General features: G+C 35.9%; 10 protein-coding genes. 5 read left to right on the top strand and 5 right to left on the bottom strand.

Features of this window, described 5'->3' with window-relative positions:
- Positions 1-49: 49 nt before the first annotated feature.
- The 4 genes from U9P79_05765 to U9P79_05750 all read right to left on the bottom strand — a co-directional run bounded on the left by U9P79_05765 (position 50) and on the right by U9P79_05750 (position 4,086).
- Positions 50-1,915 (bottom strand): helix-hairpin-helix domain-containing protein, encoded by a 1,866-nt coding sequence (locus U9P79_05765; GenBank protein ID MEA2104130.1) that lies wholly within the window; start codon positions 1,913-1,915, stop codon positions 50-52.
- Positions 1,905-2,696 (bottom strand): hypothetical protein, encoded by a 792-nt coding sequence (locus U9P79_05760; protein MEA2104129.1) that lies wholly within the window; start codon positions 2,694-2,696, stop codon positions 1,905-1,907. The genes U9P79_05765 and U9P79_05760 overlap by 11 nt, the downstream gene beginning before the upstream one ends.
- 26 nt (positions 2,697-2,722) lie before the next feature.
- Complete coding sequence (locus U9P79_05755; protein MEA2104128.1) at positions 2,723-3,454, bottom strand: hypothetical protein; 732 nt, start codon at positions 3,452-3,454, stop codon at positions 2,723-2,725.
- A gap of 71 nt (positions 3,455-3,525) precedes the next feature.
- The gene (locus U9P79_05750; protein ID MEA2104127.1) at positions 3,526-4,086 is read right to left on the bottom strand and encodes an LPP20 family lipoprotein; all 561 of its coding nucleotides are present in this window, start codon (positions 4,084-4,086) and stop codon (positions 3,526-3,528) included.
- 124 nt (positions 4,087-4,210) lie between these two features.
- Between U9P79_05750 and U9P79_05745 the strand changes: the two genes are divergently transcribed.
- On the top strand, positions 4,211-5,320 hold the full coding sequence (locus U9P79_05745; protein ID MEA2104126.1) for an ROK family protein: 1,110 nt from the start codon (positions 4,211-4,213) through the stop codon (positions 5,318-5,320).
- Positions 5,321-5,449: 129 nt separating this feature from the next.
- On the opposite strand, the gene U9P79_05740 is transcribed toward U9P79_05745, so the two are convergent.
- The gene (locus U9P79_05740; GenBank protein MEA2104125.1) at positions 5,450-5,941 is read right to left on the bottom strand and encodes a peptidylprolyl isomerase; all 492 of its coding nucleotides are present in this window, start codon (positions 5,939-5,941) and stop codon (positions 5,450-5,452) included.
- A gap of 294 nt (positions 5,942-6,235) precedes the next feature.
- On the opposite strand from U9P79_05740, the gene alaS reads away from it, so the two are divergent.
- The 4 genes from alaS (at position 6,236) to U9P79_05720 (ending at position 12,721) form a co-directional block, all read left to right on the top strand.
- The gene (gene alaS / locus U9P79_05735; GenBank protein MEA2104124.1) at positions 6,236-8,851 is read left to right on the top strand and encodes an alanine--tRNA ligase; all 2,616 of its coding nucleotides are present in this window, start codon (positions 6,236-6,238) and stop codon (positions 8,849-8,851) included.
- Between the two features lie 47 nt (positions 8,852-8,898).
- Complete coding sequence (accB, locus tag U9P79_05730; protein MEA2104123.1) at positions 8,899-9,414, top strand: acetyl-CoA carboxylase biotin carboxyl carrier protein; 516 nt, start codon at positions 8,899-8,901, stop codon at positions 9,412-9,414.
- Positions 9,415-9,722: 308 nt separating this feature from the next.
- The gene (gene accC / locus U9P79_05725) at positions 9,723-11,069 is read left to right on the top strand and encodes an acetyl-CoA carboxylase biotin carboxylase subunit (protein MEA2104122.1); all 1,347 of its coding nucleotides are present in this window, start codon (positions 9,723-9,725) and stop codon (positions 11,067-11,069) included.
- A 26-nt stretch (positions 11,070-11,095) separates the two neighbouring features.
- On the top strand, positions 11,096-12,721 hold the full coding sequence (locus U9P79_05720) for an acetyl-CoA carboxylase carboxyltransferase subunit alpha (GenBank protein ID MEA2104121.1): 1,626 nt from the start codon (positions 11,096-11,098) through the stop codon (positions 12,719-12,721).
- Positions 12,722-12,725: the final 4 nt, after the last annotated feature.

The raw sequence follows: 12,725 nt of genomic DNA, 5'->3' as shown, positions 1-12,725 counted from the left end.
TTATACAACACTGCAACATCACGGATGTTGCACTCCAAAAACTTTTTTCCTAAAAATCTATTTTCACCCCGAGTTTGATTTTGTATTCACGATTTAGATTGCACTTCAAATTTTGAGAATAGCCGTTATCAGACTTCCAAAATTTTTGCGAAAACTTAAATTGCAATGAATAATGCTTGCTTAGATTATATTTGAAGAGATAATAATAAAAAATTCCATCACCCTTGAAAATGGAATTCAACATCACCCCATCCAGATCGTTTTCATACATATAAAGCAGAATATCGCCGGTATGATATTCGCAAATCCGCAAATAATTTTTCATGTTTCTGTTTAATGTGAAACGTATTTCCTGATAAAACAGAACTCCAGTATCAAATTTATCTGCATTTAGAAAATTGTGAAAAGTGTATTCAGCTCTACATTTCAATTCAACTTTTGGATGAATTTCTCGGCTGTAGTCAGTACGAATCGTGTTTCTCTGAATATTGTAGAATTTGCTGATATCGTTGATGTTTTTTCTTTCTTCTGTAGTTTTTTGTTTGAAGTAAAATCTCAGATAGGAATTTTTCCATTTCTTTGTGAATTGAAAAAATAATTGATTTCCATACACGGGAAGCAATTTGTTATTTTCGTAAAAAGGAAGAGTGTAAATATCAAAATAAACGTCCACTCGAGATTTGATAAAAGGACGAAAAGAAAATCCATAGTAAATTCCTCTTTCATTATCAAATTCTCCGCGTGCATGAAATGGATTTCCGTGGAAAGACAAAAAATTTGTATCATAATTTCGGAAAATAATCAGAGATTTAAACAGATCTTTTTCCCAGAAAACTCCGGAAATGAAAGCGTTCCTGTTTTTATAAAATCCATATTCTCCAAAAAAATTAAAATTTTTCAGATAAATATTATAGTTCGCTCCAATCTTATCAGTTTGCCTAAATTGATTTGTATCAACAAATTCTTTGTTGAATTCCGAATGAAATGCGGTCAATCCGATTTTACTCTCAGAACCATAACCCAGATTAAAACCGTAGAGTTTTTCTCTTATTTGATCTTTTTTTTTCACTTCCGAATCTGTTCTGTGATAACCGGAAACATAGATGCTTTTAATTTTATTATTTTCGAGAGTAGCATCAAGGGGGTAATCGGAATAAAATGGGATAAGCGAGAAATTGTGAAAATCCATCCGGGTGGCAGCCCCAAACAGCGAGAAAGATTCGCTAGAACTCGTGTAAGGTTTTAAATATGTGGAATGTTTGATCGGTTGTCCAGTAGAGTTGCTTCCCATAGAAATTCCCAATTTTGATGCAAAAAATATTCCCTGTCCGATACTTAGTCTGTAATTTCCTAGCACGATACGTCTGAAAATTCCCATATTTTTCGCATAGACGGAACTGCCGAGATAATCAATTATACTTGTTTCTCCGGCATCTTTTTTAGCGAGTAAATTGAACTGGTAATTTTTCCAATTCAGCTGATATTTTTGATATAATTTCAGAGGATTTTCGTATTCTGTGCTTGAACTATATTCGTTCCTTAGCAGAGCCAAAAATTCTGCAGGGTGAAAATATTTATAACAAATATATGGGCTAATATCTTTTATCACATCCTTGGATATACCAGCGTTAAGAAGGGATTTTTTATTATTTAATTTATGATGTTTCCGATAATTTAGGATCTTTTGGGCTGATTTTGGAGAAATCCAAGGCAGCTGCAAAAGTTCATCAAATCCGACTTTATTTAGATCGAGTTTATTTTTTTGGAGATCATCAAGAATTTCGATCTGTTCGGTAATTTGATTTGTTTCAAAATCAAGATCAAGTAATTCTTCGTAGGTTTCCTCGGCTTGTAAAAAGATTATTTGAAAACAGGAAAACAAAAGCAGATAAACACAACATATTTTAGAAATCATAAGAGATCGAGATATAATGTGTTGGGTTCAAAATTTTATACGTTTTAATCCCGTAAGAAAAATTGAAATGAAACAGATTCAATTTTATACCTGCAGAAAAAACATCCGGTTCATTTTGAAATCCACTGAGCAGCCACACTCTTTTTATGGGACTATATGAAACGCCAAAATGAATAGAGAACGGATAATCCAGTTCTTTCACCACACTTGTGGCAATTTTCAATTTTTCAGAATGGTTGTAGCAAATGCCGGTTCTATTTTCCATCGGAAGTGTTTCCCCTTCCAAATCCATAAAAGTGAAATTCAAAAAGGATGAAAATATTTGAAATCGTCCGAATTTTGCATTGGCACCAAGGTCAAATTGCATGGTTGCACTATTCGAAAAATGAGTAACCGTTTTTTTTAAATATCGAGCGGATAAGCCAATCGTCAGGTTATGGATAACTTTGTAGTTTGATGATACAATAACAGTTTGTTCTTTATATAAATCGTTTCCAAAGTCTTGCAATCCAAGTGCAAAATTCAGTTTCTTCAGATTGAAATTTCCGCAAATATTTTTATGTGAGAGCCCTGATATTGAAAAAAGAGTATGAAAAGAAGTAGAAAAGGATGTGTTTTCTGAGAAAAGGGCAGGATTATAAAAAATAGTTGCTGGACCTGAACCTAAGATTGCAATGTTGGAACAAGCTGCGATTTCCGCGGAAGTAGGAAGTTGTAAAAAAGCAGCATTTAATCCAAATGAAACAAAGAACAAAGTGAAAATTACTGTTAAAATTCTCATAACACCTCCCCGATTTTAAAATTTAACTATTTTTTCATTCTTATAAGAACGTAATAAATATTGTACTTTTCGTCCTTCCATCTTTCCACAATTTCAATATCGTGCAGTTCAATGTTAATGTTCTCTATGGACATACTCATTCTGGTACCATCTGCTTCGAGTTCTTCTCCAAATTTATCCATACTTTTTTGCTTTGCCAAGCTCAAAATTGCATGATTTTCTGCATATTGCCACGAGCGTAATTCATCACCAAGAATATCACAATAGCCGATTGCATATATAAATTCATCATCCAGTGGTGGTTCTTTTGCCCATTCACATTCATCATCTAAATAGACCAGATCGCTTTTTTGTCCATTTGATGAATTTTTATCGGCAAAACACACAGCTACAAAACCTGTGGATGTGAAAGTATCCACTGGAGTATATTCATAAAAAAATTTGTCTGTAAATTTATCATTTTCAAAAATATGCACGTAGAGAGAATCATCCACGATGCTCATTCCTGCCGGAGTTTGAATGAACGTCTGACCACCTTTTACAAGGCAATATTGCAATTTCCCATATTTGTTAATAGCATTTTGTAAAGCAACATCAATGCTTTTGTCCTCATAATAATATTTTGCACTTAGTCCTGTAATCGTGTTTTGAGGTTGGATTAGCCAAGAGGGGTACTTCTTTTTGTTTATCTTATTGCTTTTTACAGATGCACAAGCAGAAATAGCTAATATTAATATAATTGCAAGCAAATTTTTCATTTTATAAAAATTTCGGGAAAGCAAATTGCTTTCCCGAAATTGTAAATAAGGATAAAAAAAGGTTAGTTTCCTTATTCCTTTTGTGATTTTTCAAAGTCTTTTACTTCTTTGTTCATCTCATCAAATGCTTTTGATGCCCGAAAACGTTCATACAAATTTTTGTTCTTTTTCACGCTTTTAACAATATTCGCTTTTAAATCATTTAAAGGGAGTTCCATTAAAACATAAGCACGATACTGTCCGCTGCTCTCGGAGTCGATTTCTTTCTTACTTATTCTGCTGCCGCTTAATGATTGGCTGGTTATTGACTTCATGGTTTGGCTAAAAAATTCATTCAATTCTGTATTATCGCCTGAACCGATTTCCTCTTCAAATTTTTTAGTTAATCCCTTAACTTTTACTTCTAACTGTTGTGCAATAGCCAGTCTTGCACCTGATTTTGCTTTGTCTATTGCAATCTGCATACGAGAAGATGTTGCAGAATTTGCAGCATATAGATAATCGGGATCTGAGGGAGCGTTTAAAAACCAGTCGGGAACATTATCTTCTTTTACCATTTTTTTCCCGCCACCGCAACCAAACATAGAAACTACGAATACCATGAGCAGAATAATTCCAACGATTTTTTTCATTTTTTCCTCCTTACAGGAAATTTGATTAATAAATCGTTTTTTTAAAGTTCATTCAAAACTTGTCAATTTTTTTGAGTAATTATAAACATGGTAACAAAAATAAAAAACAAACAAGGTATGATGGATGAAATTTGATAACGATAAAAGGATTGTAATGACCCTTGATGCCGGAGGAACAAATTTTGTTTTTTCTGCAATACAAGCCAACCGGGAAATTATCAAACCGAAAGCGGTTTCCGCTCAATATGAAAATTTATCGGATTTGCTTCATTTAATTATAAACGGTTTTTGGGGAGTTTATAAAGAACTCAGGGATAAACCTGCTGCTATTAGTTTTGGCTTTCCCGGTCCAATTGATGCACCAAAAGGTATAATCGGTGATTTGGAAAATATTCCATGTTTTCGCGGCGGGGTTGCTTTGGGACCAATGCTCGAAAACCATTTCGGGATTCCTGTTTTTATCAATAATGATGCTGATCTTTTTACTTACGGTGAAGCTATTGGGGGTTTATTACCAACCATAAATTCTAAATTGGAAATGACCGGTTCTTTGAAAAAATATAAGAACTTGCTCGGAGTAACTTTGGGGACGGGATTTGGTGGCGGATTTGTTCAGGATGGAAAAATGCTAATGGGGGATAATTCTTCTCAAGCAGAAATCAACAGGATGCGAAATGTCCTTTATCCAAATTGCAGCGTAGAAGAAAGCGTGAGCATTCGTGGTATAAAACGTGTTTATCATCGCGAATCAAAACTTGATAATAATTCCGAAATATCTTCCAAAGATATTTATGAAATAGGGATCGGAGAGCGTGATGGTAACCCGGAAGCTGCCAAAACTGCTTTTGAAGAATTGGCAACAGCAGCCGCAGACTCACTGGCAAATGCTAGCACTCTTTTCGATGGATTAGTTGTTCTTGGCGGTGGAATTTCGGCAGCTCACAAACTTTTTTTGCCAAAATTGGTAAGTGAGATGAATTCTAAATTCCGGAAAATGAACGGTGAAAATCTCGATCGTTTGGAAGTAGAAGTGTTTAATCTCGAATCGGATGAGCACTTGAAGCAATTTTTAAAAGGAAATCCGAAAGAAATAAAAATTCCATTTAGTGAGAAAACGATTGTGTATGATTCAAAAAAACGTATCGGAGTCGGAGTTTCCAAACTCGGAACCAGCTTTGCTGTTTCTCTCGGAGCATATGCCTTTGCTTTGGATAAATTAGATAATTTGAGTTAATTTAAATCGCAAATCTCAATTTATTTTGCTTAATCTTAAATTGAGCGATTCTCGTTTCCAAGCACTTTCTTGGGAAAGCAAAAACGAAAGATCTTTGCTTTGAGTTTCACTCCGTGGATACAATATAAATTATTTTACTATTTCGATGTTCTGGATAATTATATCTTCTTTTGGCCAATCCTGCATTCCCAAGGCGGAATTTACACCGGTTGGAACGTCTTTGATTACGTCAATTACATCCAAACCGACTGTAACTTTACCGAAAACCGCATATCCGTATCCATTTCCTTTATTTGTATGATTGAGAAAAACGTTGTCTTTTACATTGATAAAAAACTGAGAAGTGGCGGAGTGAGGTCTGCCGGTTCTTGCCATCGCTATTGTTCCTCTCTCGTTCTTCAAACCGTTTGTGGCTTCATTTTTTATAGGATCGTGGGTGGCTTCTTTGTGTTCGTTTTCCGGAGTAAATCCACCGCCCTGAATCATAAAGTTTGAAATAACACGATGAAAAATCAGCCCGTCAAAGAAATCCTCATTGATATAAGTGATGAAATTTTCAACTGTGATCGGCGCTTTGTCCCTATACAGTTCGAGGGAAATATTTCCCTTATTTGTGTGCATTATGATATTGATAGTATCCGCTTGAGTTTGTTCGTTTTCCACATTTACCTTCTTTTCGTTAATTTGATTATTTTCTGCAAAAATATTTCCTGTAATTAAAGCAATGACCAAAATTAATAAAATCTTTTTCAGCATAATTTCTCCAAATTTTTTATCATTTTTTTCATAATATCAATATTATGAAAATTTGTATAAACAATCCTCAATCTCGGTTATTATTGTCAATATTTTCAATTTCAGATTTCTTGACAGCAAAAATCTTATTTAGCATTCATAAATCAGAAAGGATTTTGAATGAAATCTAGTAATGGAATCAGAAATCAGTTTATACAGTTTTTTAAAGATAAAGGGCATGAAGTTGTCCGCTCCGCTCCGATAGTTCCGATTAACGACCCAACTTTGCTTTTCACAAATGCAGGGATGAACCAGTTCAAAGATATTTTTCTCGGAAAAGGAACGAGAGAATATTCGCGTGCAGTTAACTCTCAGAAATGCCTGCGTGCCGGCGGAAAACATAACGACCTTGAGGAAGTGGGCAAAGATGATTTTCATCATACGTTTTTCGAGATGCTTGGAAATTGGTCGTTTGGGGATTATTATAAAAAAGAAGCAATAAAATGGGCGTGGGAACTTATAACTGAAATTTGGCAAATTCCAAAAGAAAAACTTTTTGCTACTGTTCATTATGATGATGCGGAAGCATTTGAATTGTGGCAAACGGAAACAGATATTTCTCCTGAAAACATTTTAAAATTCGGCGATAAAGATAATTTTTGGGAGATGGGTGATACCGGTCCTTGCGGACCATGTTCCGAAATTCATTACGATAGAGGGGTAGAACATTGCTCAAAAATAATGGAAAATAACCATGTTTGCGAGGTTAATGGTGATTGTGGAAGATTTGTGGAAATATGGAATCTTGTTTTTATTCAATACAACCGATTGGGAGATGGAGAGCTAATTAATTTACCACAAAAGCATGTTGATACCGGTGCTGGCTTTGAGCGTCTTGTGGCAATTATTCAAAATAAATATTCAAATTATGAAACAGATCTTTTCATGCCAATTCTCAGGAAAATCGAGGAACTGTCCGGCATGAAATACGACGATAATCCACGTGCTTTTAGAGTTATTGCAGATCATATTCGCGCTCTGTCTTTTTCCATTGCAGATGGAGTGTTGCCGTCAAATATTGGGAGGGGTTACGTAATCAGACGAATTCTCCGTCGTGCATTTCGCTATGGGAGATTGCTAAATTTCAAGCAACCATTCCTTTACAAACTTTTTGATGTTGTGCTTGAAGTGATGGGAAAACATTTTCGAGAATTACAGGAAAAGCAAGATCACATTAAAATGACTATCCAAGCAGAGGAAAAACGTTTTAATATAACCCTTGATACCGGAATCGAAAAATTCAACGAGATCGTTTCCGGTTTGGAGGTGGGTTCGATAATTTCCGCTAAAGATGCTTTCAAACTTTATGACACCTACGGATTCCCCCTTGACCTTACTCGTATAATGGCAGAAGAAAGAAATCTGAATGTTAATGAAAAAGGCTTTGAAATAGAGATGGAGCAGCAGAAAGAACGTACTCGCGAATCATCAAAATTTGATATGGGAACAGAGAAAATTAAGAATCTGGGGATACAAAACAAGGCAAAGACAAAATTTGTAGGTTACAGTGCCGATAAAATAGTTACACAAATCAATCATTTTTTTAAAGATGAAGAAAACAACGTGATTATTGTGCTTGAGGAAACTCCGTTTTATGCTGAATCCGGTGGACAAATCGCAGATACCGGAAAAATTTATAACGATAATTATGAGTTTTATATTCAGGACGTTCAAAAAGAGAATGGGGTTTATTATCATTTTGGCAAACTGGTATTCGGCGAATTTCAAGAAAATAATGAAGAGGTCGTTGCAGAAGTTGATCTGGAAAAAAGAAAAGATATTTCCAGAAATCATACCGCAACTCATCTTTTGCATGCGGCTTTGCGAAAAGTTCTTGGGAAGCATCTTCACCAAAAAGGCTCCTACGTCTCCGCAGATAGAGTGCGTTTTGATTTCACTCATTTCCAACCCGTAACTAAAGAAGAATTGGATGAAGTGGAAGAAATTGTTTGTCAAAAGATTCTGAAAAACATTAAAATCAATTCGTATTACGACGATTTGGAAAATGCAAGAAAAAAAGGTGCTATGGCTCTGTTTGGTGAAAAATACGACAAGGAAGTGAGAGTGATAGAGATTGGTAAATTTTCTCTTGAACTTTGTGGAGGGCTTCATTGCAATTCTACCGGGGATATAGGCTTCGTTAAAATTATTTCGGAAAGTTCCATTGCATCGGGAGTGCGTCGAATTGAGGCTGTTAGTGGCAAAGGAGCTTATAAGCAAATAAAATCCACAGAAGAAGTTCTTGAAAATATTCTCATTGCTTTGAATTCCAGCAGCGAAGATGCAGTTAAGAAAATTCAAAATATTGAATCTGAAAACAAAAAAATGCAAAAAGAACTGGCAAAATTTGAATTGCAAAATATAAATAAAACGTTGGATAGACTAATCAAAAATGCAAAAAAAATTGATGGGTTCAAAGTTGTTGCCGGACGTATTTCAGCAAATGATTCGGGACAAATGCGAGATTCCGCAGACCAAATAAAGAGGAAGATTAGAAGCGGAATCGGTATCCTTTTTTCAGTGATTAACGGGAAAGTTTCCATCATTTGCACGGTAACAGATGATTTGAAAAATAAATATCCCGCAGGGAAAATCGTCCGTGAGGTTGCTAAAATAGTTGATGGTAAAGGTGGCGGAAAACCTGATATGGCAATGGGTGGCGGGAAACATGTTGATAAAATAGATGAAGCAATAAAAATGGTTAGTAAAATAATTTTGAACATTGAAACATCATAATGGTTTAGATATTATAAATATAAAAAAGCAATTATCCTGGAGGATAAATGAAAGAATCACGAATTGAAGAAGTCGTATCTGTTTCTTATCTGCAATCAATTTTTAGAGAGATGAAAAAATACGATATTTCGAGCCTCTCTGTAAATAATAGAGGGCAGAGTTTCGAAATTAAAACAAATTTGGGAGACAGCAAATCGGAAATTGTAGAAAAACTTTCAACTCAAGATACTCGGCAAAATGACAAAACTGAAAATCAGGAAAAAATTACTGATATTGAAAATAGCGCAGTATCAATAGACGAAGAAACCCACGACGATAATATTCATGAGATCAAAACCCCAATCGTGGGAACTTTTTACCGCTCTTCTTCACCTGAAACCGCCCCGTTTGTAGAAGTTGGTTCAAGAGTTAAAAAGGATCAAACCCTCTGCATTGTGGAAGCCATGAAAGCCATGAACGAAATACAATCGGATGTTGATGGCGTAATCGAAGAAATATTGGTCGCAAACTCAAATATGGTTGAATTTGACCAACCTCTTTTTAAAATACGACTCGGCGATTAATGTTTATCCAAACATGTTGATTTTCGCACTCTACAGATGGTTTAGCTCGGGGAAGATTCTCTGGCAAAATAGATAAGAAAAGGTGTTTCACAGGATATGCGTGATGGTCGCCAATTAATCAACCATTGCGAAAGTGTGGGTAAAACCGGTAGAATCTTGCAAAGTATCCAACCGTTTAAACTGCATCCGGAAACCATACCAGTTGGGAGAAAAGTAATTCAACGGCATAAATTCGCAAGGTTTTGTAGTGTTCTCTGTTTCTGAATTAAAAAATATTAAACATCAATAAAGGAAAGATAAGATTAATCATGATAAAAAAAATATTAATTGCTAATCGGGGAGAGATTGCAGTGCGAATTATTCGAGCTGCTCAAGAACTTGGGATTAAAACCGTAGCAGTTTATTCCAAAGCGGATAAAAACGCTTTGCATGCTCGTATTGCGGATGAAAAAATATGTATCGGGGAATCTCCCTCCAAGAAAAGTTATTTGTACTACCAAAATATTCTCGGGGCGGCTTGTGCTTCCCATGCAGATTCGATTCATCCCGGTTATGGTTTTCTGGCGGAAAATGCAGATTTTGCTGCAGCCTGTAAAGCTCTTGATTTGATATTTGTCGGACCGGAACCGGAATCAATGCGGTTGATGGGGGATAAATCTTCTGCAAAAAAATTTATGCAGAAAGCGGGTGTGCCGGTTGTACCAGGATCTGATGGAGCAGTAAAAAATCTAAAAGAAGCCGGAGCAATTGCGGATAGGATCGGTTATCCGATTATGATAAAAGCTTCTGCCGGTGGTGGAGGTAAAGGGATGAGAATTGTAAATTCTGAAGATGAATTGGAGAGTAATTTTCGAAATGCCACCCAGGAATCAATAAATGCTTTTGGTTCCGGTAAAATGTATCTCGAAAAGTATATCCCGAATGCCAGACATATTGAAGTGCAAATAATTGGGGATAATTACGGAAATATTGTTCATCTTTTCGAAAGAGAATGCTCAATTCAAAGAAATCACCAAAAACTTTTGGAAGAATCTCCTTGCCAAATATTATCAGAGAAACTAAGAAATGAAATTTGTCAAATTGCCGTAACTGCCGCAAAAAATGCAAAGTATCATTCTGCCGGAACTGTTGAATTTATTTTCGATGTTGATACAAATAAATACTATTTTATGGAAATGAACACCCGTGTCCAAGTGGAACATCCGGTTACCGAGATGGTTACAGACGTGGATATTGTTAAAGAGCAGTTGAGAATTGCCTCAGGAGCAAAACTCAGTTTTGTTCAGGAACAAATCCATCATCTCGGGCATGCCATCGAGTGCAGAATAAATGCAGAAGATTGGGAACATAATTTTCGCCCCTCTCCAGGGATAATTGCAGAATTTATACAGCCGGGAGGTCCGGAAATTCGGGTTGATTCAGCTTGTTTTGCCGGCGAAACAATTCATCCTTACTACGATTCCTTGATTGCAAAAGTAATTTCAAAAGGTAAGACAAGGGAAGAAGCGATCTCGAGAATGAAGAGAGCTTTGAATGAATTTTTCATTTCACCCATTCATACGACGATCGGATTCCACAAAAAAATATTGAATCATCCAAAATTTAAAACATCGGAAATCACCACCCAATTTATTCGGAAATATTTAAATGATTGATCAATTATTAAGATAACGAGGTAAATATGAGAAAACTTTTTTCAAAATGTCCAAAATGTAAAACTACTCATTTTATAAATTTTTATGCTAACAAGAATTTTATCTGCCCGAATTGTGGTTATCATTTTCAAATGAGTCCGGTTGAGCGGATAAAGTTGTTGACCAAACCGAAGAAATCCACAGAACATTTTAAAAATTTGCGAAATATTGATCCGCTGCTTTTTCAAGGATACAAAATGAAATTAAAAAAAGCGTATCGAACGAGTGGAAATAAATCCGGCGTTAAAGTTGTTACCTCCCAAATCGGACAACATGAAGTTGTCCTCGCGGTTATGGATACGAATTTTATGATGGGAAGTATGGGAGCGGTTGTTGGTGAAAAAATAACACGTGCAATAGAATTGGCAACTAAAGAGAAATTGCCTCTAATCATCGTTTCCGGCTCCGGTGGAGCTCGTATGCAGGAAGGCGTGATTTCCTTGATGCAAATGGCAAAAACAAGTGCTGCTCTCAAACGCTTTTCAGATGCCGGATTGCTATTTATCTCATTATTAACTCACCCGACAACCGGGGGAGTTAGTGCTTCTTTTTCATTTCTTGGCGATATAATTATAGCAGAACCGGATGCCTTAATTGGTTTTGCCGGACCAAGAGTGATTCGTCAAACTATTGGGGCAAAGTTGCCGGATGGTTTTCAACGTTCGGAATTTTTACTTGAAAAAGGAATGATTGATGCAATTTTATTGAGAGATGATTTGAAAAATACGCTTGAAAAGATTCTGGACTTACATCATCAAAATGATACAAATTGGGAATGTAAGATGGGTGAAGATTTAAATAATTTTCACCAAAAGTATTCGATTATGGAGACAGTGTCTTTGGCAAGAGAGATAAAAAGACCCAAAACCGCTGACTATATAGATTTGATATTCTCGGATTTTGTTGAACTGCATGGCGATAGAAAATTTGGCGATGACCACGCTATGATTGGGGGAATTGCATCATTTCAAGGAATACCGGTAACAATTATCGGGCAGCAAAAGGGGAAAAAAACCACCGAGAATGTTTATCGGCATTTTGGCATGGCTCATCCTGAGGGCTATAGAAAAGCATTGCGTTTGATGAAACAGGCAGAAAAATTTGGGCGTCCAATAATAAATCTGATTGATACTCCCGGAGCATATCCGGGAATCGGAGCAGAGGAACGAGGGCAAGCAGAAGCAATTGCAGTCAATTTGAGAGAGATGTCCGGGCTCAAAGTTCCGATTATCAGTATTGTAACCGGTGAAGGTGGCTCGGGTGGAGCCCTTGGAATCGGGGTTACTGATAAAATTCTGATGCTGAAGAATGCAATTTATTCTGTAATTTCACCTGAAGGATGTGCTTCAATTTTATGGAAAGATTCAAGCAGATCCAAAGAAGCTGCTGAGTCTTTGAAAATATCGGCTTTTGATCTCCTCAAAATGAATCTTATTGATGAAATAATTAACGAGCCGGATGAGGGAGCCCATACAGATTATAAACTAACGGCAAAAAATATTTCGGCTGCAATTAAGAGAAATTTGGCATGCCTGCTCACAATGAATATTCAAGAGTTGCTTGAACAACGTTATCAAAAATATCGTTCTATTGAATTTTACAAGGAAAAATAAAGTC

Source organism: Candidatus Cloacimonadota bacterium (assembly GCA_034661015.1).
Taxonomy (GTDB): Bacteria; Cloacimonadota; Cloacimonadia; order JGIOTU-2; family JGIOTU-2; genus JAYEKN01.
This window is presented reverse-complemented; position numbering and strand designations above follow the sequence as displayed.

Excerpts from the sequence above, each read along its gene's own strand:
- U9P79_05750 (MEA2104127.1), bottom strand. The coding sequence starts at position 4,086 with ATGAAAAAAATCGTTGGAATTATTCTGCTCATGGTATTCGTAGTTTCT.
- U9P79_05740 (MEA2104125.1), bottom strand. The coding sequence starts at position 5,941 with ATGCACACAAATAAGGGAAATATTTCCCTCGAACTGTATAGGGACAAA.
- U9P79_05720 (MEA2104121.1), top strand. The coding sequence starts at position 11,096 with ATGAGAAAACTTTTTTCAAAATGTCCAAAATGTAAAACTACTCATTTT.
- accC (MEA2104122.1), top strand. The coding sequence starts at position 9,723 with ATGATAAAAAAAATATTAATTGCTAATCGGGGAGAGATTGCAGTGCGA.
- U9P79_05765 (MEA2104130.1), bottom strand. The coding sequence starts at position 1,915 with ATGATTTCTAAAATATGTTGTGTTTATCTGCTTTTGTTTTCCTGTTTT.
- U9P79_05760 (MEA2104129.1), bottom strand. The coding sequence starts at position 2,696 with ATGAGAATTTTAACAGTAATTTTCACTTTGTTCTTTGTTTCATTTGGA.
- accB (MEA2104123.1), top strand. The coding sequence starts at position 8,899 with ATGAAAGAATCACGAATTGAAGAAGTCGTATCTGTTTCTTATCTGCAA.
- U9P79_05745 (MEA2104126.1), top strand. The coding sequence starts at position 4,211 with ATGAAATTTGATAACGATAAAAGGATTGTAATGACCCTTGATGCCGGA.
- U9P79_05755 (MEA2104128.1), bottom strand. The coding sequence starts at position 3,454 with ATGAAAAATTTGCTTGCAATTATATTAATATTAGCTATTTCTGCTTGT.
- alaS (MEA2104124.1), top strand. The coding sequence starts at position 6,236 with ATGAAATCTAGTAATGGAATCAGAAATCAGTTTATACAGTTTTTTAAA.